The organism is Photobacterium sagamiensis (assembly GCF_050337085.1).
Lineage (GTDB): Bacteria > Pseudomonadota > Gammaproteobacteria > Enterobacterales > Vibrionaceae > Photobacterium > Photobacterium sagamiensis.
Map to the genome: position 1 here is coordinate 16,048 of NZ_JAKJSP010000001.1, position 21,541 is coordinate 37,588.

Annotated in this window: 15 protein-coding genes and 3 tRNA genes; 17 read left to right on the forward strand and 1 reads right to left on the reverse strand. The window is 48.4% G+C overall.

Features of this window, described 5'->3' with window-relative positions:
* The first annotated feature begins 22 nt into the window (after positions 1-22).
* Entirely contained in the window at positions 23-1,015 is a 993-nt protein-coding gene (rpoS, locus tag L4D76_RS00070; RefSeq protein WP_428438909.1) for an RNA polymerase sigma factor RpoS, read from the forward strand.
* Positions 1,016-1,147: 132 nt separating this feature from the next.
* Here rpoS and mutS read toward each other — a convergent pair whose 3' ends face one another.
* The gene (gene mutS / locus L4D76_RS00075; protein ID WP_428438934.1) at positions 1,148-3,685 is read right to left on the reverse strand and encodes a DNA mismatch repair protein MutS; all 2,538 of its coding nucleotides are present in this window, start codon (positions 3,683-3,685) and stop codon (positions 1,148-1,150) included.
* A 247-nt stretch (positions 3,686-3,932) separates the two neighbouring features.
* On the opposite strand from mutS, the gene pncC reads away from it, so the two are divergent.
* The 16 genes from pncC to gshA all read left to right on the forward strand — a co-directional run bounded on the left by pncC (position 3,933) and on the right by gshA (position 21,433).
* Entirely contained in the window at positions 3,933-4,424 is a 492-nt protein-coding gene (pncC, locus tag L4D76_RS00080; RefSeq protein ID WP_428438910.1) for a nicotinamide-nucleotide amidase, read from the forward strand.
* A gap of 137 nt (positions 4,425-4,561) precedes the next feature.
* Positions 4,562-5,626 (forward strand): recombinase RecA, encoded by a 1,065-nt coding sequence (gene recA, locus L4D76_RS00085; RefSeq protein WP_428438911.1) that lies wholly within the window; start codon positions 4,562-4,564, stop codon positions 5,624-5,626.
* 160 nt (positions 5,627-5,786) lie between these two features.
* On the forward strand, positions 5,787-6,245 hold the full coding sequence (gene recX, locus L4D76_RS00090; RefSeq protein ID WP_428438912.1) for a recombination regulator RecX: 459 nt from the start codon (positions 5,787-5,789) through the stop codon (positions 6,243-6,245).
* Between the two features lie 143 nt (positions 6,246-6,388).
* Entirely contained in the window at positions 6,389-9,010 is a 2,622-nt protein-coding gene (gene alaS, locus L4D76_RS00095; RefSeq protein WP_428438913.1) for an alanine--tRNA ligase, read from the forward strand.
* Positions 9,011-9,068: 58 nt separating this feature from the next.
* Positions 9,069-10,265: an aspartate kinase gene (locus L4D76_RS00100; RefSeq protein ID WP_428438914.1), complete on the forward strand. Its 1,197-nt coding sequence runs from the start codon at positions 9,069-9,071 to the stop codon at positions 10,263-10,265.
* Positions 10,266-10,363: 98 nt separating this feature from the next.
* The gene (csrA, locus tag L4D76_RS00105) at positions 10,364-10,561 is read left to right on the forward strand and encodes a carbon storage regulator CsrA (protein ID WP_428438915.1); all 198 of its coding nucleotides are present in this window, start codon (positions 10,364-10,366) and stop codon (positions 10,559-10,561) included.
* A gap of 229 nt (positions 10,562-10,790) precedes the next feature.
* A tRNA-Ser gene (locus L4D76_RS00110) sits at positions 10,791-10,882 on the forward strand.
* A 36-nt stretch (positions 10,883-10,918) separates the two neighbouring features.
* A tRNA-Arg gene (locus tag L4D76_RS00115) sits at positions 10,919-10,995 on the forward strand.
* A 54-nt stretch (positions 10,996-11,049) separates the two neighbouring features.
* A tRNA-Arg gene (locus L4D76_RS00120) sits at positions 11,050-11,126 on the forward strand.
* 746 nt (positions 11,127-11,872) lie between these two features.
* On the forward strand, positions 11,873-12,121 hold the full coding sequence (locus L4D76_RS00125; protein ID WP_428438916.1) for an oxaloacetate decarboxylase subunit gamma: 249 nt from the start codon (positions 11,873-11,875) through the stop codon (positions 12,119-12,121).
* A gap of 42 nt (positions 12,122-12,163) precedes the next feature.
* The gene (gene oadA / locus L4D76_RS00130; RefSeq protein WP_428438917.1) at positions 12,164-13,951 is read left to right on the forward strand and encodes a sodium-extruding oxaloacetate decarboxylase subunit alpha; all 1,788 of its coding nucleotides are present in this window, start codon (positions 12,164-12,166) and stop codon (positions 13,949-13,951) included.
* A gap of 9 nt (positions 13,952-13,960) precedes the next feature.
* The gene (locus L4D76_RS00135) at positions 13,961-15,091 is read left to right on the forward strand and encodes a sodium ion-translocating decarboxylase subunit beta (RefSeq protein WP_428438918.1); all 1,131 of its coding nucleotides are present in this window, start codon (positions 13,961-13,963) and stop codon (positions 15,089-15,091) included.
* A 242-nt stretch (positions 15,092-15,333) separates the two neighbouring features.
* Positions 15,334-16,290, forward strand: a complete 957-nt coding sequence (locus tag L4D76_RS00140; protein ID WP_428438919.1) for an NADP-dependent oxidoreductase — start codon at positions 15,334-15,336, stop codon at positions 16,288-16,290.
* A gap of 103 nt (positions 16,291-16,393) precedes the next feature.
* Positions 16,394-16,825: a YqaA family protein gene (locus L4D76_RS00145; protein WP_428438920.1), complete on the forward strand. Its 432-nt coding sequence runs from the start codon at positions 16,394-16,396 to the stop codon at positions 16,823-16,825.
* A gap of 11 nt (positions 16,826-16,836) precedes the next feature.
* The gene (locus L4D76_RS00150) at positions 16,837-19,689 is read left to right on the forward strand and encodes a M16 family metallopeptidase (RefSeq protein WP_428438921.1); all 2,853 of its coding nucleotides are present in this window, start codon (positions 16,837-16,839) and stop codon (positions 19,687-19,689) included.
* Positions 19,690-19,867: 178 nt separating this feature from the next.
* On the forward strand, positions 19,868-21,433 hold the full coding sequence (gene gshA, locus L4D76_RS00155; protein ID WP_428438922.1) for a glutamate--cysteine ligase: 1,566 nt from the start codon (positions 19,868-19,870) through the stop codon (positions 21,431-21,433).
* Positions 21,434-21,541 lie beyond the last annotated feature (108 nt).

The window sequence follows — 21,541 nt, forward strand, 5'->3', positions numbered from 1 at the left end:
AACTCGCCATCTGGGAGGCGCTATGAGTAGAAGCAACACAGCCACTAATATCGAAACTTTTAATTTTGATGAAGATATAGATTCAGACACCCCTGCTGTGGTTATAAAATCTGAATCTGTCGAAGATGTTAGTAACGAAGATGTCGATATTTCAAAATATGGGACGACGCAAAAAGCACTTGATGCGACGCAGCTCTATCTCGGAGAGATTGGCTTTTCTCCCCTGTTGACGGCCGAAGAAGAAGTGCTGTATGCCCGCCGGGCATTACGAGGGGATGAAGTCGCACGTAAACGCATGATTGAAAGCAACTTGCGTCTGGTGGTCAAAATTTCCCGTCGTTACAGTAATCGTGGTCTGGCTTTACTGGATTTAGTTGAAGAAGGAAATCTGGGGCTGATCCGAGCCGTAGAAAAATTCGATCCAGAACGAGGCTTCCGATTCTCAACCTATGCAACTTGGTGGATCCGTCAAACCATTGAACGCGCGATCATGAACCAGACCCGAACCATCCGCTTACCTATTCATGTTGTTAAAGAACTCAATGTGTACCTCCGAACTGCCCGTGAACTGGCGCAAAAACTGGATCATGAGCCGACGGCCGAAGACATCGCCTTTCAGCTGGAGAAACCGGTTGAGGATGTTAACCGAATGCTGCGTTTGAATGAGCGTGTTAGTTCGGTGGATAACCCTATCGGCGGTGATTCAGAAAAAGCGCTATTGGATATCATTCCTGATGAGAAAGGCGGCAGCCCTGAAACCTCTACTCAGGATGATGATATCAAAACCTCAATTGTCAGCTGGTTACAAGAGCTGAACCCTAAGCAGCGAGAAGTGTTAGCTCGTCGTTTTGGCCTGCTGGGCTATGAAGCATCCACATTGGAAGATGTTGGCCGTGAAATTGGTTTAACCCGTGAACGTGTCCGCCAGATCCAGGTTGAAGGTTTACGTCGACTGCGTGACATGCTGACCCATCAGGGCTTGAATATTGAATCTCTCTTTAATCAGGAGTTGTAATTTTCCACGACAGCTGTTGATTAAAAAAGGACGCCGAGGCGTCCTTTTTCTATGAATAGTGTCGAATAGAGTAGAGAGTAGCTAGGATCTAGGGGCTAGGATCTCTTTACTCGCCCCTAGCGACTTAAGGTTTTATAACAATGCTTTCAGGCGATACAGTTCATCTAACGCCTGACGCGGTGTCATTTCATCGGGGTTCAAGTTGGCTAATGCTTCTTCCGCTTCACTTGGTTCAGGGATCAACGTCAGCTGGTTTTCTTCTTTAGGTACTGCCGATGGTGAGTTTACCGCTTGCTGGTGGCCACTGGCTTCCAGTTGTTGCAACTTCACTTTTGCCCGTTTGATCACCGATTTGGGTACACCAGCCAAACTGGCGACAGCTAATCCGTAGGATTTGCTGGCTGCGCCTTCCTGAACGGCATGCATAAAGGCAATCTCATCACCATGCTCAACGGCATCTAAATGGACGTTGGCCAGCCCTGTAAGCAGTGACGGTAGCTCAGTTAGCTCAAAGTAATGCGTGGCAAATAGTGTCATGGCGGCAATTTTTTCTGCCAGCCATTCAGCACTGGCCCACGCCAGAGATAAGCCGTCATAAGTACTGGTACCGCGGCCTATTTCATCCATGAGTACCAGGCTGTTTGGGGTCGCATTATGCAAGATGTTGGCGGTCTCGGTCATTTCGACCATAAAGGTCGAACGGCCAGAGGCCAGATCGTCCGATGCACCAATACGGGTAAAAATGCGATCTAACGGACCAATCTTCACCGCTTCAGCAGGAACAAACGAACCCACGTGGGCCATCAATGCAATGAGTGCAGTCTGGCGCATGTAAGTTGATTTACCCCCCATGTTCGGGCCGGTAATGATCAACATCCGGCGATCCTGATGCAGTGAGATAGGATTCGCTATAAACGGTTCATTAAGCACCTGCTCAACCACCGGGTGGCGACCTGCGGTAATTTCAATGCCCGTTTCTGCCATTACCTGCGGGCGACAGTAATTGAGTGTATCGGCACGCTCAGCCAAGTTGGCCAGTACATCCAGTTCCGACAGGGCATTGGCTGCATTTTGTAGTTGCTCAAGGTGTGGCAGCAACAGATCAAACAGCTCCTCCCACAGTTTTTTCTCGTGCGCTAAAGCCTTTGATTTCGAGTTAAGTACTTTATCCTCATGCTCTTTTAGTTCTTGGATAATATAGCGTTCCGCATTTTTCAATGTTTGGCGACGAACATAATGGTCTGGGACTAAGTGGCTTTGGCCGCGGCTGACCTGAATGAAAAAACCGTGAACCCGATTATAGCCGACTTTCAGGCTATCAATCTTATGCTGTTCGCGTTCGCGCGTTTCTAAATCATCAAGGTATCTAGTGGCCCCGTCAGCCAGCTCCCGCCATTCATCCAGTTCGGCGTTATAACCGGGGGCTAATACGCCGCCGTCACGGATGATAACCGGCGGGTTTTCAATAATTGCATGCTCTAACAGTTCGCACAGTTCGTCCATTGGTGCGGCATCTTGCGCGAGTTCACCAATGCGGGGCTGTTCCATTTCAGCCAGTAGCTGACCTAATTCAGGTAAGTGCTGCAAAGCGGTGCGCATACGCGCCAAATCTCGCGGACGTGCTGAACGCAATGCGAGACGCGCTAAAATACGCTCTAAATCGCCCATATGACGTAGCACACCCGCAACATCGGTATACATGCCAGTGTCTTTGAATGTAGCAATGGCATCAAAACGATTATTCAGTTGCTGAGGATCACGGATTGGCTGATGTAGCCAACGTTTAAGTAAACGGCTGCCCATCGGGGTGGCAGTCTGATCGAGTACCGAAGCCAACGTATTGTCAAACCCTCCCGCCAGGTTCTGGGTCAGTTCCAGATTGCGACGGGTTGCTGCATCCAGGATTACGGCATGATCTTTTCGATCCAAGGTGATCGCTCGGATGTGAGGGAGTGCGGTGCGCTGGGTATCTTTGACATACTGCAGCAAGCAGCCCGCAGCACATAGGCCACGTTGGGCCTGCTCGACACCAAAACCGATTAAGTCACGGGTGCCAAATTGCATGGTTAGCTGCTGGCGCGCGGTATCGAGGTCAAATTCCCACACCGGGCGACGGCGGGTGCCTTTAATCGGCTCAACGATTTGTGGCTGAGCAAAGTCTTCCGGGTAGAGTAATTCGGCAGGGCTGGTGCGTTGTAGCTCTGCCTGCATGGCCTCTTCCGTATCCGGCTCTGAAAGCATGAAACGGCCAGAGGTGATATCCAGGGTGGCGTAACCAAAGCCCTGGCTGCTGTGGTAAATAGCGGCAATCAGGTTATCCTGGCGTTCATTCAGCAGGGCTTCATCACTGACCGTACCAGGTGTCACAATACGGACCACCTGGCGTTCAACCGGCCCTTTGCTGGTCGCCGGATCGCCAATTTGCTCACAAATCGCGACAGAAACCCCTTGCTGCACCAGTCTTGCCAGATACCCTTCCACAGCATGATAAGGCACACCAGCCATCGGAATAGGCTGGCCGTTGGAGGAGCCGCGTTTCGTCAGAGAAATATCGAGTAACTGAGACGCTTTTTTAGCATCATCAAAAAATAGTTCGTAGAAATCGCCCATACGATAGAACAACAGAATATCAGGGTTTTCAGCCTTAATTCGTAAAAATTGCTGCATCATTGGGGTGTGTGTTTCTAAACCTTTCACTGTCACGATATTGCCTGCTGTTGATGCCGGATTAACCTGCTGTTGATGCTGGGTCAAAAATTGCCGGGTTAAATTCTGATAGCTAAGGATACGTGAATCAGACAGGGTGGCAAAGTAGCAATCGAGATATGAATCGCGAGTGGCGAGGTTCAAGTTTCTCGATTCTGGCTTCTGGTCTCTCTATACTCGATTCTATTGTTAGAAAAGAGGGAAGCGATAAATGAAAAAAATACAGCAGCTTGCAGAGCGTTTGGGCGAAGCGTTAGAACGGAGAGGCTGGGTTGCGACAACGGCTGAATCATGTACCGGAGGTGGCGTGTCGACCGCCATCACCGATATTGCAGGCAGCTCCGGCTGGTTTGATCGCGCTTTTGTCACCTATAGCAATGAAGCCAAACAGCAAATGCTAGGGGTTCAGGCTGAAACACTGGCTGAGCACGGGGCCGTCAGTGAGGCCGTGGTCAGGGAAATGGCCTCAGGGGCACTGATAAATTCTAACGCTACGATCAGTGTGGCGATCAGCGGTATTGCCGGTCCTGGCGGCGGCACCGAAACCAAACCGGTGGGGACGGTCTGTTTCGCTTGGGCGGATAATACCGGATGGCTGCAGCTGGAGACCTGTTTGTTTGACGGCGATCGCAATGCCGTAAGGCAGCAAGCGATTGAAAAATCGTTATCTGGCATGCTGCAGCGCTTACAGGCTCTGGGCTAAGCAAATCTCCGGGGAACGAGGTACAGACAGCAAGATAAAAAATTTTCATACAGCGCTAGACACTGTATGAATAGACAGTATACTAACCCACATAAGTTTACTTCAGTATTTAATTTAAGCATCCGTTGGAGAGTCGAATGAACGACAACAAACAGAAGGCTCTTGCCGCAGCGTTAGGCCAGATTGAAAAACAATTTGGTAAAGGTTCAATTATGAGATTGGGCGATAACAAGACAATGGATATTGAAACTGTATCGACAGGTTCTTTATCTCTGGATATCGCCCTAGGTGCTGGTGGGTTGCCAATGGGTCGTATTGTCGAGATTTACGGTCCTGAATCATCAGGTAAAACAACCCTAACTCTAGAAGTTATTGCCTCCGCTCAGAGAGTCGGTAAAACATGTGCTTTCATTGATGCTGAACATGCTCTTGATCCTATCTATGCGCAGAAGTTAGGTGTAGATATTGACCAGTTATTGGTTTCTCAGCCGGATACGGGTGAGCAAGCATTAGAGATTGTAGATGCACTAGCACGTTCAGGTGCCGTTGATCTGATTGTTGTCGATTCTGTGGCTGCATTGACCCCGAAAGCCGAGATTGAAGGTGAAATGGGCGATAGCCATATGGGTTTGCAAGCTAGGATGTTGTCGCAAGCCATGCGAAAACTCACTGGTAATTTAAAGAATTCCAATTGCATGTGTATCTTCATCAACCAGATCCGAATGAAGATTGGTGTGATGTTTGGTAACCCAGAAACCACAACAGGTGGTAACGCCCTGAAATTCTACGCTTCTGTTCGTCTTGATATTCGCCGTACCGGCGCGATTAAAGACGGCGATGAAGTGGTGGGTAACGAAACGCGTATCAAAGTGGTTAAGAACAAGATTGCTGCACCGTTTAAGCAAGCAGAAACTCAAATCCTGTACGGTAAAGGCTTTAACCGTAATGGTGAGCTGATTGATTTGGGTGTGAAGAACAAGCTGGTAGAAAAAGCGGGTGCTTGGTATAGCTACAAAGGCAATAAGATCGGCCAGGGTAAAGCAAACTCATGCAAACACCTGGTTGAAAACCCAGCTATTGCAGAAGAAATTGAAAAGCTACTGCGTGAGATGTTATTAACACCGGCAACATTAGAATCTGCTGATAGTAAAGACGATGCAGTTGTAGAAGAGGCAGCTGTAGAAGAGAAAGAAGCGTTTTAATTGCCTTGAGCTAACTGATTGCTTTGAGTAACCATCTATCTTGAGTCGCCAGTTACCTTGAATAGCCGCCGCGCCAGCATGCGATTAAAATAACAAGAATATCAAAAACGGGCTTTGTACTAGGTACAAGGCCCGTTTTTTCATTTGGAGAATAGTCTGCATGAGAAATAAAACGTTGAAACAATCAGCCAAGGAAGCGGCGGTTGGTTACCTGTCACGACGGGATCATGCCGAAACTGAATTACGCCGAAAGCTGAAAACCCGCGGCTTTGAGGCTCAGGAAATCGATCAGGCGATCAACCATTGCCAGGAATATGACTGGCTTAATGATACCCGGTATGCTGCCATGATGATGCGTAGCGGTGTTACCAAAGGCTGGGGCGCATTGCGGATCAAACAAGAAATGAAAATGAAAGGTGTCGGGGAAGATGTTGTCAGTCATGCCATTGAAGAGTCCGATGTTGACTGGTACGAACACGGTAAAGAGGTCGCGCAGCGAAAATTTGGTGAAAAGGCAATCGATTCTCCGAAAGAAAAAGCACGTCGATTTCGCTTTCTACAGTATCGCGGCTTCGATTTTGACCAAATCAACTATGCTTTGGCTGCCACAGAGGAGTAATTTGCCTTAATTCTTAACATAACATTTCCCGTATCCGCCGTGGTTGTTTTACAATAGCCGCCAAAAAATTTATCTTAGTCCGATACTATCGCGTAAAGGCGATTTTTCTGGTTTCTATAAAAGCATATATTCAGGATTTCCCAATGTACATGAGCACTGATGAGATTCGCCGAGCGTTTCTAGCGTTTTTTGAGAGCAAAGGCCACCAAATCGTGGAGAGCTCTTCTCTTGTACCTGCGAACGACCCAACACTGTTGTTCACTAATGCAGGTATGAACCAATTTAAAGATACTTTTCTGGGTCTTGAAAAGCGCAGCTACACTCGAGCGACAACAGCTCAGCGCTGTGTACGTGCCGGTGGTAAGCACAATGACCTTGAGAACGTAGGTTTTACTGCCCGTCACCATACTTTTTTTGAAATGCTGGGTAACTTCAGTTTTGGTGATTACTTCAAGCAAGATGCGATTAAGTATGCTTGGGAGTTCTTAACGGAAGAGCTAAAACTGCCTCAGGATCGTCTATTGGTAACCATTTACGAAACTGATGACGAAGCGTTTGAGATCTGGAATAAACAAATGGGTATTCCAGCCGATCGTATTGTCCGTATCGGCGACAACAAAGGGGCACCGTACGCGTCAGATAACTTCTGGCAAATGGGCGATACGGGTCCATGTGGTCCTTGTACAGAAATTTTCTATGATCATGGTGAACATATCTGGGGTGGCCGTCCTGGCACACCTGAAGAAGATGGTGACCGTTTCATCGAGATCTGGAACAACGTATTCATGCAGTTCAACCGTCAGGCTGACGGCACGATGGAGCCGCTTCCAAAGCCTTCTGTTGATACGGGTATGGGTATCGAGCGTATTGCTGCAATTATGCAGGGTGTTCACTCTAACTACGAGATCGACATCTTCCAGACCCTAATTAAAAAATCAGCAGAAGTGATTGGTTATGACGATCTGTCTAATCAATCACTCCGCGTGGTTGCTGACCACATCCGTTCCTGTGCATTCCTGATTGTTGATGGTGTTATGCCATCAAATGAAAGCCGTGGTTACGTTCTGCGTCGTATTATTCGTCGTGCAGTACGTCACGGTAACAAGCTGGGTGCTAACGGCGCATTCTTCTACAAGCTGGTGGCTCCATTAGCTGAAATCATGGGCACCGCCGGTGAAGAACTGAAGAAGCAGCAAGCGATTGTTGAAAAAGTACTGAAAATCGAAGAAGAAAACTTTGGTCGCACACTTGACCGTGGTTTGACAATCTTGAATGACGCTTTAGATAGTTTAAGCGGCAAAGAGCTTGATGGTGAAACGGTGTTTAAACTGTATGACACCTACGGTTTCCCGGCAGATTTAACTAACGATGTTGCTCGTGAACGTGGCTTCACTATTGATGAAAATGGCTTTAACGATGCCATGGAAGCTCAGCGCCAGCGTGCGCGTGAAGCGGGTCAGTTTGGTGTCGATTACAACACAGCAATTAAAGTTGATGCTGATACTGAGTTCTGTGGTTATACCGCCACCGAAGGTCAAGGTAGCGTTATCGCGATTTACCGTGACGGTGAAGCTGTCGACAGTATCAATGCGGGTGATGATGCACTGATTATTCTCGATAACACTCCATTCTACGCCGAATCTGGCGGTCAGTGTGGTGATACTGGTGTTATGACTGCTGAAGGCGCACAGTTTAACGTTGCTGATACCCAGAAGTTTGGCGCTGCGATTGGTCATAAAGGCGCAATGGTTGAAGGTGCCCTGAAGGTTGGCGATAAGCTAACGGCGAACGTTGACGCACCACGCCGTGCGGCGATTAGCCTGAACCACTCAGCTACTCACTTATTACATGAAGCATTACGTAACTTGCTGGGTGATCATGTTGTTCAGAAAGGTTCTTTGGTGAAGCCGGAAGCATTGCGTTTCGACTTCTCAAACCTTGAAGCGGTGAAACCTGCGCAGCTGCGTGAAGTTGAGCGTGTGGTGAACGAGCAAATTCGTCTTAACCACAGCATTGATACCAACATCATGGATATTGAATCAGCCAAAGGAAAAGGTGCTATGGCACTGTTTGGCGAGAAATACGATGATGAAGTACGAGTACTCAGCATGGGCGACTACTCGACTGAGCTTTGTGGTGGTATTCACGCTAAGAATACCGGTGATATCGGCTTGTTCAAGATCACCTCTGAAGGTGGTATTGCGGCAGGTATCCGTCGTATTGAAGCGGTAACTGGCGCGGCGGCAATTGATGCATTGCATGCACAAGAAGCATTGCTTTCTGAAACGGCGGGCTTAGTGAAGTCAGACGCGGCATCGGTAGTGACTAAAGTCAGTGCGCTGGTTAGTCATAGCAAGCAATTGGAAAAAGAAATTCAGAAGCTGAAAGATAAGCTGGCTGCGCAAGAAAGTGCAGGCCTTATCAATAAGGCGCAAGAGATCAACGGCGTAAAAGTGCTGATCACTAAACTAGACGGTGCCGACAACAAAGCACTGCGTGGCATGGTTGATGAGCTAAAGAACCAGCTAGGTAGCGGTATTGTTGTACTGGGCAACGTCAGTGGTGACAAAGTTGGTTTAATCGCAGGTGTAACCAAAGATTTGATCGGCAAAGTGAAAGCCGGTGAGCTTGTCAATATGGTAGCCCAGCAAGTAGGTGGTAAAGGTGGCGGTCGTCCAGACATGGCACAGGCAGGTGGTACTGATGCAAGTGCTCTCCCTGCTGCGCTAGAGTCAGCACAGGCATGGATCGCTGAGCGCCTGTAAGGCGCTCTTTACCAAGATGTATGGTAACGGGGTATTAGCCCCAGGAAGGTGAAGTAAAGTGACGCAGAGTGCGCATAAGTCGCTGATAGTGCAAAAGTTTGGTGGTACATCAGTTGGGTCGATAGAACGTATCCAAGCTGTAGCCGAGCGGGTCATTAAAGCCAAAGAAGAAGGCAAGCAACTGGTTGTGGTTGTTTCTGCCATGTCTGGTGAGACTAACCGTCTCCTGGGCCTTGCACAGCAAGTAGATGCTGTGCCTGCAGCGAGAGAACTTGACGTTCTCATGTCAGCGGGTGAACAAGTCTCAATGGCTTTGCTCGCAATGATGTTGAATAAAATGGGGCATGCAGCGGTATCGTTAACCGGTTGGCAGGCGGGGATAAGAACCGACAGCCGATATAATGATGCGAACATTACCCATATTGACCCTAGTCATATTCAGCAATTGCTTGAGCAAGACCAGATTGTGATAGTCGCTGGCTTTCAAGGCATTACTGATGAAAGGGATATAACAACCCTAGGCCGCGGAGGTTCAGATACCACGGCTGTTGCACTGGCTGGCGCTTTAAACGCCGCAGAGTGTCAGATCTTTACCGACGTGGATGGCGTGTATACATGCGATCCGCGTTTAGTACCGCAAGCTCGTCGCCTTGATGCCGTTCATTTCGATGATATGACATCAATGGCGCGAAACGGTGCTAAAGTGCTACAATTACAGTCAGTTGAATATGCACGACAGCATGGTGTTCCACTTAGGGTGCTTTCTTCGTTTGAAGAAGGGGAGGGAACGCTAGTTAGTTTCGAACCCTCTGCTGCATCTGATGTCGTGGGGATAGCACTAAAAAATCAGCAGACACTGCTTGATGTTGATATGCCAGTCTCTAAATTACAGGAACAGCTTAACCTGTTCGGTATGCAGTGTTGGTGTAAGGCGGTCGCTGCGGGTTTAACACAAATCGTTACAGCAAATGAAGATTTGGCACGGCTAAACCTCGTGCTGGATAAAAAGATGCACCAGGTGGCAGCCGTTTCAACCCTATCGGTAGTCGGCGATAACGTGCAGGACAAAGCTGATCATGTTTGTGCTGCACTCGCGGAAGCTGGTGTTCTGGTTCGTCAGAAAAAACGATCTACTCATTGTCTTTCTCTGTTGATAAATGAGGATGATCATCAATTAGCTGTAGATGTCGTCCACAAAAGGTTTGTGGTTGAGCCAGAAAGTCTGGATAATCGACCACTTCTCGCTGTTTCTTGAGCAGTGAACGTTTACGAGCTTGTCACAGCAAACTCGTAAGCATTGTTGGATAATAAACGTTAAATTCTTATAAAACCGAGATAACTCAAGGAGCACAAATGCTAATTTTGACTCGTCGCGTAGGTGAGACGCTAATGATTGGTGACGAAGTAACTGTCACTGTATTGGGCGTTAAAGGTAATCAGGTTCGCATTGGTGTTAATGCACCAAAAGAAGTATCTGTTCACCGTGAAGAAATCTATATGCGAATTCAAGCGGAAAAAGAAGCTGGTACTCAAGGTACTGGTAACTACTAATTCGGAAAAGGTCGGCCATTCTCGCTGGCCTTTTTTGTGTCTGGAGAAATCCAGCCACGATTCATATTACAATCCTGATTTACTGAAAATACGCCAGACATTTCGGTGGTTACGTTGGTTTAGTTGTCGTATTGACTGTTAAGTATCCATGCGTGCTGTGATTGTCGTTTTTTGGCAATAAAGTGTTTGACTTATTTTGGCTTGGCAGTAATATGAGCCCCCGCAAGACGGTGAGGTGGCCGAGAGGCTGAAGGCGCTCCCCTGCTAAGGGAGTATACGGTTTATCCCGTATCGAGGGTTCGAATCCCTCCTTCACCGCCATTATTTTTTAATGGGATTGTGGAAAGAAACATCAGTGCACGCGTAGCTCAGCTGGATAGAGTACTTGGCTACGAACCAGGCGGTCGGAGGTTCGAATCCTCCCGCGTGCACCATTATTTATAAGCAATGACATTCTTCAGTTGTCGTTGTGGTAAAACAGAATTAGTGCACGCGTAGCTCAGCTGGATAGAGTACTTGGCTACGAACCAGGCGGTCGGAGGTTCGAATCCTCCCGCGTGCACCATCATTTAAAGCTCAGCTCCGGCTGGGCTTTTTTGTATCTGTACCTTTCTTATTCTCTATTCCTTCGGAATAATCCTCGTAATGCGCCCCTCAACTCCATTAGTGCTCAAATATACCCCATACACGACCAAGCTGTTGCGCTTAATGCTTAATGCTTAATGCTTAGTGCTTATGCGGTGTCTATGCGGGTCTATAAGTATACTTTTGCTTGGTGCTATACCAATGGGATGGTTATCAGGTCGATTCAGAGTCGTGCAGCCTGGTGAGAGCAAGCTGAGCTGATGAAGATATTGTCTCTATATCAAAGCAATTTGGAAGCACTGAATGGCCAGTTTGTTATACATTAAATCTATCTGTTTATAATAAATAACCATATAGTTGGCGAAAGNAACTATATGGTTGGTTTTTGTTTCTGGTTATCTACTAAGTTATTATTTATGAAGGATAAAATTTAAATGTCCCAACCAAGCTTCCGTTAACGTAAGCGTCAGCATGGTCTTGTTGAGGCTTGTTTTTTCTACGGTTTAAGCGCGGGTTTGCGGCGCAAGACTTAATAATAGATGGTTATATTTCAGGAAGTTGTATTGAATTGGCACCTTTATAGGTTTTTTTCCATTAAACAGGGAAAATGGGACGCAATCTTCATTAATAGGCGGTATTTTTATTAATCAATTTGACTTATTTTTGCATCTCGTGGTACTTGTTAACGCGCCAGTTCAGTTATAAAACCAATGAAAGGAAGCAAAAATGGCAGATTTAGAAAGTTTGCTATGGGAAGCCGCAACAATCATGCTTACCGGGATGTTTGTTGTATTTATATTTCTTAGCACACTGATCTTTTTGGTCCAGCTCTTGGCGAAAGTGGCCCCTGTTGATGCGTTACCCGCAGCTCAAAAGCCACAGCCAAGCGTTGCCTCACATCATAATGAGGTTCAACCTGACGTGATAGCGGCTATTTCCTCAGCCGTTTATCAGTATCGTCAGCGCAAAGCCTAAAATGATTTACAGGACAATTTTACTTACAAGGAGTTTGCGAACATGTCCAAGCCTTTAGCTATCACTGACGTCGTATTACGTGATGCACATCAGTCTCTGTTTGCCACCCGTATGCGTATCGAAGATATGTTGCCTATTGCACAGCAGTTAGACAATGTGGGTTATTGGTCCCTAGAGACCTGGGGCGGAGCCACATTCGATTCATGTATCCGTTTTTTAGGTGAAGACCCGTGGGAGCGCTTGCGAGCGCTGAAACAGGCAATGCCGAAAACACCGATGCAGATGCTGCTTCGTGGTCAGAATCTTCTGGGTTATCGCCACTATGGTGATGACGTGGTCGAAAAATTTGTTGAGCGTGCCCATGCCAATGGTATGGATGTGTTCCGTATCTTTGATGCAATGAATGATGTGCGTAACTTTAAAAAAGCGGTCACATCGGCTATCGATGTCGGCGCTCATGCCCAGGGTACCATTTCTTATACCACCAGCCCGGTTCATAACTTAGATACCTGGACCGATCTAGCGAAACGTCTGGAAGATCTTGGTTGTCACTCTATTTGTATCAAAGATATGTCTGGCCTGCTGAAGCCTTATGAAGCGGAAGAGCTGGTCAAACGTATCAAGGCATCGTGTGATGTCCCTCTGGCTCTGCATTGCCACGCGACAACAGGCCTGTCGGCAGCCACTGCAGTGAAAGCCGTTGAAGCCGGTCTGGATATTCTTGATACTGCGATTTCTTCGATGAGCCAGACCTATGGCCATACGCCGACTGAAACGGTCATCGCTATGCTCGAGGGAACAGAGCGTGATACCAACCTTGATTTGCAGCAGCTTGAGCCGATTGCAACCTACTTCCGCGACGTCCGTAAGAAGTACGCTAAATTTGAAGGCAGCCTGAAAGGGGTTGATGCGCGAATTCTGCGGGCTCAAGTGCCGGGCGGTATGCTGACTAACATGGAAGGCCAGCTTAAAGAGCAGGGCGCCGCTGATCGTTTTGATGAAGTACTGGAAGAGATCCCTCGCGTTCGTGAAGATTTAGGTTTTATTCCATTAGTTACCCCCACATCGCAGATCGTCGGTACGCAATCGGTATTGAACGTATTAACGGGCGAGCGCTATAAGAGCATCACCAAAGAGACTGCGGGTGTATTGAAAGGTGAATATGGCAAGACTCCGGCATCAGTAAATGCCGAGCTGCAGGCTCGTGTGCTTAACGGAGCCGAGCCGATCACTTGCCGACCAGCAGATCTGCTCACTGATGAGCTGGCGGCGTTGACTGACAAGCTGTTGGCGAAAGCGAAAACCGAGAATATTACGCTTGCTGAGCAGTCGGTTGATGATGTTCTGATCTATGCGTTATTCCCTCAGGTTGGTCTGAATTTCCTTAAAAACCGCAATAATCCAGATGCTTTTGAACCGGCGCCAGGCACTGAACCTGCGCCAGTACCAGCGGCAGCTCCGGTTGTTCAGGCTGGCGGCATCGAAGCTTACAGTGTGAAAGTGAATGGTCAGGTATATGACGTAGAGGTGGGCCCTAGTGGTCAGCTATCTTCTGTCACATCAGCGGCAGCAACTGCACCTGCAGCAGCGCCGGTAAGCAGTGCCCCCGTGGAGAGCGCTGAAGCCATATCTGCACCGCTTGCCGGAAATATCTTTAAGGTTGTCGTTCAGCCCGGTCATTTAGTGGCTGAAGGTGATGTACTGGTGATTCTGGAAGCGATGAAGATGGAAACTGAAATCCGCGCTGCGCGTGGTGGGGTGATCCAAGAGCTTCATGTCAAAGAAGGTGATTCTGTTTCAGTCGGTTCGCCGATTCTAAGCCTAGCGTAAGAGGGTTCCATGGACGGTTTATTAAAACTCTGGGGCGAGACCGGGATTGCCAATTTTGAGTTCGGCCAGATTGTCATGATTCTGGTTGGCTGCGGTCTGCTTTTCTTGGCGATACGTAAGGGCTTTGAGCCCTTGCTGTTGCTGCCTATCGGTTTTGGTGCCATTTTGGCCAATATTCCTAATGCGGGTTTTACCGAACCGGGCGGCTTGCTGTATTACATCTACCATATCGGGATTGAAACCGGGGTCTTCCCGTTATTGATCTTTATGGGGGTCGGTGCGATGACCGACTTCGGTGCCTTGATTGCAAACCCTAAGACGTTACTGTTAGGGGCTGCGGCTCAGTTTGGTATCTTTTTCACCCTGTTTGGTGCGATCTTGCTAAACCTCGTACCTGGGATGGAATTTACCCTGGCTGATGCGTCGTCGATTGCGATTATAGGTGGTGCCGATGGCCCAACCGCGATCTTCCTGGCTAGCCGTTTATCACCGGATCTACTGGGCGCGATTGCGGTGGCAGCATACAGCTACATGGCATTGGTGCCGATCATTCAGCCTCCGATCATGAAAGCGCTGACGACACCGGAAGAGCGTCAGATCCAGATGCAGCAGCTGCGTCATGTCAGTAAAGCCGAAAAGATCCTGTTCCCAATGGCGGTATTGGTGATGACAATTCTGTTCTTGCCTTCGGCATCGCCCTTGGTTGGGATGTTCTGCCTCGGTAACCTGATGCGTGAATCCGGTGTGGTTGATCGTCTGTCCAATACGGTACAGAACGAATTGATCAACATCGTGACGATTATGCTAGGTCTGGGAGTAGGGTCGAAACTGGAAGCGGATAAATTCCTCCAGATGGAAACCTTAGGGATCCTGGTGCTCGGTGCCGTTGCGTTCAGTATCGGTACCGGCGGCGGTGTATTGATGGCGAAATTGCTTAACCGCTTCAGTAAAGAAGATATCAACCCACTGATTGGTGCGGCGGGTGTCTCGGCGGTTCCGATGGCGGCACGGGTGGTGAATAAAGTCGGTTTAGAAGCGAACCCGCATAACTTCCTGCTGATGCATGCTATGGGACCGAATGTGGCCGGGGTACTGGGCTCTGCGGTAGCGGCCGGTATTTTACTGGCGTTGGTTGGCTAAACTTAGCGCTGATCACAGCACTTAGAAACAAATAGAAACGGGTAGCCACGTGCTACCCGTTTTTTTTATTGCTATTGTTATATACCTAAACCACCTGAAGATGCTGGATCTCGTATCGTTAGGGGCTTTGGGTGTATATTGTTTATCGTCCTTATGTACAGCCCATCCTAAATCGCATCAGGTGTTTGATGACAGCTCATATCTTGAACGACTAACGTGACCAATAACGAAAAGGAATAAAGATGAAGTCCTATCAACAGCTTGCGATTTCTCAGTTTGGCGACCCCTCGGTGCTCACTTTGCAAGCCGCTTCTACGCCATCGCTGGCGGCTGATCAGGTGTTGGTGAAAGTGGCTTATGCCGGCGTTAACCCTATCGATGCCAAAACCCGGGCCGGGCTTGGCTGGGCCGCTCAGCAGAACAAAGATAACCTGCCCTGGGTACCAGGCTATGATATTGCCGGCAAGATTGTTGAAGTCGGCGACAATGTTGGGTCACTGGTTGTCGGTGAACTTGTTGCCGGGTTTATTGGCTTTCCTCTTCAGGGCGGTGGTTATAGCGAATATGTGGTTGCCGACGCAGAAGTATTGAGTAAAGTGCCTGCGCAAATTGCTCTGATGCAGGCGGCCGCATTGCCTTTGGCTGGGCAAACGGCCTGGCAGGCGTTAGAAAAAGCGAAAGTATCTTCCGGTGATCGGGTCCTCATTCTGGCTGGTGCCGGAGGTGTGGGTCATATCGCGGTCCAGCTGGCGGTCGCAAAAGGCGCCGAGGTTGTTGCGAGTTGCTCGGCGGCAAATGTGGAATTTGTCTCAGGCCTTGGCGCTACTGCAATTGATTATCATCGCGGGAGGCTTGAACAACAGATTGAACCGGTCGATGTGCTGATTGATTTGATGGGCGGAGATGTTGGTTGTGCGGCATTGGCGTGTGTTAAAGACGGTGGCCGGGTAGTAACAATACCGACGATCACAGCAGAGCAGGTTTGCCAGCAAGCGCTGCAACTTGGCTTGCAGGCTGAGGGAATGCTGGTGGCACCGAATGTTGCGCAAAATAATACAATGCTTAAGATGCTGGCACAGGGTAAGTTGCAGTTACATATTGCGGCACAATTCCCTTTGGCTGAGGGTGCCAGTGCGCATCAGCAGATTGAAAGTGGTCGTACTCGCGGAAAAATTGTTTTATCGATGGAAGATCAGTAACGGTTGCGGTAAAGAGACGTTTCCCTGTTCCAGGGCCAGTTTATCTTTCAACATTGCCGCGATGATGTTGAAAGATAAACAGGCCTAATATAAGAAAATACAAATGCTAGATTTATTAAATGGTGATTCAGCACTATTGATGCAGTTCACCACCGGTTTTCTGAGTGCCACCTTATTGCCTGGCGGTTCAGAAGCGAACCTGATCGCGACCTTGAAGCTTGGGGATAACGCTGCATGGCTTGTTGTTTTGGTAGCAACGCTGGGAAATACGCTCGGCGGTATGACTAACTACTGGTTAGGGCGGTTATTACCCGATAAAACTTCTGAGCAAAAACATGGTCGTAAAGCTATAGAGTGGCTGAAAAAATATGGTTACTGGACCCTCTTCTTTAGTTGGTTACCCGTGATTGGGGACCCGTTATGTTTAGCCGCCGGATGGCTGCGTATGCGTCATTGGCTAAGTTTCTTTATCATCATGCTTGGCAAAGCTTTACGTTACAGTGTGCTAGCCATGGTGGTTCAAGGTTTATTATAAGGAATGCGTAAGTGCAAAAGTGGATTCTAAGTGTCACCCTGCTGTCGATAGTTGGCTGTAGTGGTCAGATGGGGCAAACCAATGAAGCCCCTGTGCTGCCTGAGGGCATAACGTTCGTTGAACAAGTAACAGCCACCAAAGGTGAGACTGTTATTCCTTACCGTAAATATACACTTGCTAACGGATTAACCGTTGTTCTTCATGAAGATAACTCTGATCCATTAGTGCATGTCGATATGACGTATCACGTAGGCTCTGCCCGTGAAGAGCAAAGCAAATCCGGTTTTGCACATTTCTTTGAGCATATGATGTTCCAGGGCTCAGAACATGTCGGTGATCAGGAACACTTTCGTCTGATCACCGAAGCTGGCGGTACCTTAAATGGTACAACAAACCGGGATCGCACCAATTATTTTGAAACGGTTCCGGCGAACCAGCTGGAGAAAATGTTGTGGTTAGAGTCAGACCGGATGGGTTTTTTGCTTGAGGCTGTCTCACAGCGCAAATTCGAGATCCAGCGTTCGACGGTGAAGAATGAACGAGCCCAGCGCTATGAAAACCGCCCTTATGGCCTGGTTCATGAGCGTATTGGCGAAGCCCTATACCCTCAATCCCACCCGTATTCCTGGCAGACTATTGGTTATGTTGAAGATTTAGATCGTGTTGATGTTAATGATCTCAAAGCGTTCTTCTTGCGCTGGTACGGCCCAAACAATGCCACGCTAACGATTGGCGGCGATATCGATAAAGCGCAGACGCTGGCGTGGGTGAATAAGTACTTTGGCTCAATTCCCCGCGGTCCTGAAGTGATCAATGCGGCGAAATACCCCGTGACGTTGAATGCGACTCGCTACCTCACCCTGGAAGATAAAGTGCAGCAACCCATGCTGATGATGGCATGGCCAACGTCGTATAACGGCGCGGAAGATGAAGCGTCGCTGGATATGCTGGCGAAAGTGATCGGCGGGGGTAAGAACAGCCTGCTGTATCAGGATCTGGTCAAAACCGGTGATGTTGTTGATGCGGGGGCATACCATGATTGTGCCGAGCTTAGCTGTACTATGTACGTTTATGCCATTGGCGAGAGTGGCAGCAAAGGCAACTTAAAGGATGTGCACGGCAAAGTTGTCTCGATTCTTGATGGTCTTGAACAGCGTGGGGTCAATGAAAAAGAACTGAGTGAGCTGAAAGGCATGGTGGAAGCCAATGCGATTTTCGGTTTGCAGAGTGTGAGCGGCAAAGTGTCGCAACTTGCCGCGTACGAAACGTTCTATGGCAACCCTAACCATTTAGGTGTTGAACTGCAGCGTTTGCGTGATGTCACCACTGACAGCATGGAAGCGGCATATATGCAATACCTGAACGGTAACCCGAACGTCACGTTAAGTGTGGTGCCTAAAGGTAAAACAGCATTGGCCGCGGCGAAGCCAAATTATACTCCGCTGCCACGTGTTATCCCTGAATATCAGAAAGTCACCGATGATCAGCTAGCAGTGAGAGAGTCGGTTGATCATTTTGACCGTTCAGTGATGCCACAGCCTTCTCAGCCTGTTGAGGCAGTCATGCCGCGCTTGTATCAGTTTGAACTGGCGAACGGAATTAATGTACTGGGAACCAAATACAATGAAACGCCAACGGTAGAGTTGCAGTTAGTGATCCCTGCCGGACGCCGCTTTGAACCAGAGGATAAAACCGGGTTAGCTAAGCTGACTGCGGCAATGATGGGGGAGGCGACCGAGCGATCAACCGCAGAAGAGTTATCTTCGCGTCTGGATATGTTAGGCAGTACCGTCAGTTTTAGTGCCGGTTTGTACAGCACGACGGTTTCGGTGACATCATTAGAGAAGAACCTGGCGCAGACTCTGGCTATCATGGAAGAGCGTTTATTTCAGCCTGCGTTTAACCCGGCAGACTTCGAACGCTTGAAAGCACAGGCTATCGAGGGGGCGGTGTATGAACATCAGCGTCCTGATTGGTTAGCGAGCCAGGCAACACGAGAAGTACTGTTTGGCGGCACATTGTTCAGCCGTCCGCCGGAAGGAACGAAAGCATCACTGGCTAGTATCACCTTAGAGGATGTTAAGCGCTTTTATGCCCGCAACTACACCCCAAACGGGACGGATGTCGTGGTTGTGGGTGATGTGGCTGAGTCGACGCTGAGCCAGCAGTTAGACTTCCTGACAACGTGGCAAGGCAGCGCGGAACCGGTATTTAATCCGCAAGCCCTCCCAACGCTGGCGAAGCAGGCCATTTGGATGGTGGACAAGCCAGGCGCGCCGCAAACGGTGATCCGTCTGGTTCGTCAGGGACTGCCGTATGATGCAACCGGTGAGCTGTACGAAACTCAGCTGGCTAACTTTAACCTGGCAGGTAACTTCAATAGCCGTATTAACCTAAACCTTCGCGAAGATAAGGGGTATACCTATGGTGCTGGTGGCTACCAGACTGGTGGCAAAGAAGTGGGCTTATCGGTGTACTATGCCCAGGTACGAGCTGACGCCAGCTTAGCGTCATTAGAAGAGTTCCTGGCTGAATTGAAGAAAATGAGTACCGAAGGGGTAACGGATGAAGAAGTGAACTTTATGCGCCTGGCTGTCGGTCAGAAAGATGCGCTCAACTATGAAACCCCCGGGAAAAAGGCGCAACTGTTAGGCCAGATCCTGACCTACTCGCTACCGGAAAATTTCGTGGAACAGCGTAACGAAATTGTTGCTTCTATTAGCAAAGAACGACTCAATGAGCTGGCCGCGAAATGGTTTAAGCCGGAAGATTACCAGGTAATTGTCGTGGGTGATGTCAAATCATTGCGACCGCAATTTGAAACACTGGGAATACCAATCAAAACGATTCAGCCTCAGATGTAATCCGGCAGAGCCTGTCATTTTTCTCGCCGACGTTGCTATAACGTCGGTTTTTTCCCTGTATATTGAAGGGTTATTTTTTACAGGTGGTAAAAGTGTTTCACTATAAAAGTCGTGGCAATCATTGATAATAATGATTACCCTATTTTCCAAATTACGATAATTAACGAGAATGACCTTGATGGATTTTTCACAAAGGTTACAGCAGATTTCCGCTAATCCTGAAGCATTAACTCAGATTGGTCGAGGCTTAGAGCGGGAAGCGCTACGTATTACGACTCAAGGTGATTTGTCTGCTCAACCCCACCCTGCCGGTTTGGGATCAGCATTAACCAATAAATGGGTCACCACCGATTTTGCCGAGTCACTGTTAGAGTTTATTACTCCGGTCTCGCAAGATGTTGATCACTTATTGACTCAGCTGAGTGACATCCATCAGTTTACCTACAGCCAGATGGGGGACGAGCGCCTGTGGCCGATGTCGATGCCCTGTTTTGTCGGTAAAGAAGATGATATCACCCTGGCGCAGTATGGCAGCTCGAATACCGGGCGAATGAAAACCCTCTACCGTGAAGGCCTGAAACACCGTTATGGCAGTGTCATGCAGGTTATTTCAGGCGTGCATTTCAATTTTTCGTTTCCTGATTCATTCTGGCAACAGCTGTTTGGCGAGCAAAGTGAACAAGCACGTCAGGATTCGGTTTCTGAGGCTTATTTTGGCCTGATCCGTAACTATTACCGTTTTGGCTGGCTGATCCCTTACCTGTTCGGCGCATCACCGGCGCTGTGTGGTTCATTCCTGAAAGATCACGGCTCGCCATCAGATTTTGAAAAACTGGGTAACGGCACTTATTATTTGCCGAATGCGACCGCGTTACGGTTAAGTGATCTGGGCTATACCAATAATGCGCAAAGTTCGCTGAAAATCAGTTTTAATGGCTTGGATCAATACCTTGATGGTCTGAATCAGGCGATTCGCACTCCATCCGATGACTACGCGAATATTGGCGTGAAAGTTGAGGGTGAGTACCGCCAGCTGAATAGTAATGTCCTGCAGATCGAAAATGAGCTGTATGCCCCCATTCGTCCGAAACGTGTGGCAAAAAATGATGAAAAACCATCAGAAGCCCTTAGCCGGGCTGGGGTTGAATATATCGAAGTACGTTCATTGGATGTTAACCCGTTCAGCCCGATTGGTATCACGGAAGATCAGGTCCGCTTCCTTGATATGTTCCTGACCTGGGCAGTGTTGTCACCTTCAGCCCAAATGGATGATGCTGAGCTGGCTTGCTGGCGGGATAACTGGAATCGCGTCGTCCTTGATGGCCGTAATCCTGAGTTAATGCTGAAAATTGGCTGTAATGGTGAACGTCTGTTGGCTAAAGAGTGGGGATTACGCGTATTTGCTGAGCTGGAAGATGTTGCTAAGGCGATGGATAATGCGGCGGGTAATGATAACTACCAGCAGACGTATCAGCGTTTGAAAGAATGGGTTATTCATCCTGAGTTGACGATATCTGCGCAGTTACTGGCACAAATCAAACAGCATGAAGGCATTGGTGCCGTTGGTAAAGAATTGGCGACATCGCATGCAGATGAACTCAAGGGGCGGGAGTTTACCTTCTATAGCAAGAGTGAGTTTGAGCAGGAAGTTCAGGCATCCGTTAAAAACCAGCAACTCATTGAGCAAAGTGATAACGTGTCATTCGATGCGTATTTAGAAGATTACTTTGCTGATTTGAAATAGCGGCGAACTAAATTGTGACAGAGGTAGGCTTCTATCGTTTATGTCATAAATTTAGGCTGATTTGACAGGCTTTTTTGCGTAAGGTCGATCGAGAAAAAATTGGGCAGC

Bases quoted from the DNA above. Each gene is read 5' to 3' on its own strand.
- rpoS (WP_428438909.1), top strand. From the start codon at position 23: ATGAGTAGAAGCAACACAGCCACTAATATCGAAACTTTTAATTTTGAT.
- mutS (WP_428438934.1), bottom strand. From the start codon at position 3,685: ATGATGCAGCAATTTTTACGAATTAAGGCTGAAAACCCTGATATTCTG.
- pncC (WP_428438910.1), top strand. From the start codon at position 3,933: ATGAAAAAAATACAGCAGCTTGCAGAGCGTTTGGGCGAAGCGTTAGAA.
- recA (WP_428438911.1), top strand. From the start codon at position 4,562: ATGAACGACAACAAACAGAAGGCTCTTGCCGCAGCGTTAGGCCAGATT.
- recX (WP_428438912.1), top strand. From the start codon at position 5,787: ATGAGAAATAAAACGTTGAAACAATCAGCCAAGGAAGCGGCGGTTGGT.
- alaS (WP_428438913.1), top strand. From the start codon at position 6,389: ATGTACATGAGCACTGATGAGATTCGCCGAGCGTTTCTAGCGTTTTTT.
- csrA (WP_428438915.1), top strand. From the start codon at position 10,364: ATGCTAATTTTGACTCGTCGCGTAGGTGAGACGCTAATGATTGGTGAC.
- L4D76_RS00125 (WP_428438916.1), top strand. From the start codon at position 11,873: ATGGCAGATTTAGAAAGTTTGCTATGGGAAGCCGCAACAATCATGCTT.
- oadA (WP_428438917.1), top strand. From the start codon at position 12,164: ATGTCCAAGCCTTTAGCTATCACTGACGTCGTATTACGTGATGCACAT.
- L4D76_RS00135 (WP_428438918.1), top strand. From the start codon at position 13,961: ATGGACGGTTTATTAAAACTCTGGGGCGAGACCGGGATTGCCAATTTT.
- L4D76_RS00140 (WP_428438919.1), top strand. From the start codon at position 15,334: ATGAAGTCCTATCAACAGCTTGCGATTTCTCAGTTTGGCGACCCCTCG.
- L4D76_RS00145 (WP_428438920.1), top strand. From the start codon at position 16,394: ATGCTAGATTTATTAAATGGTGATTCAGCACTATTGATGCAGTTCACC.
- gshA (WP_428438922.1), top strand. From the start codon at position 19,868: ATGGATTTTTCACAAAGGTTACAGCAGATTTCCGCTAATCCTGAAGCA.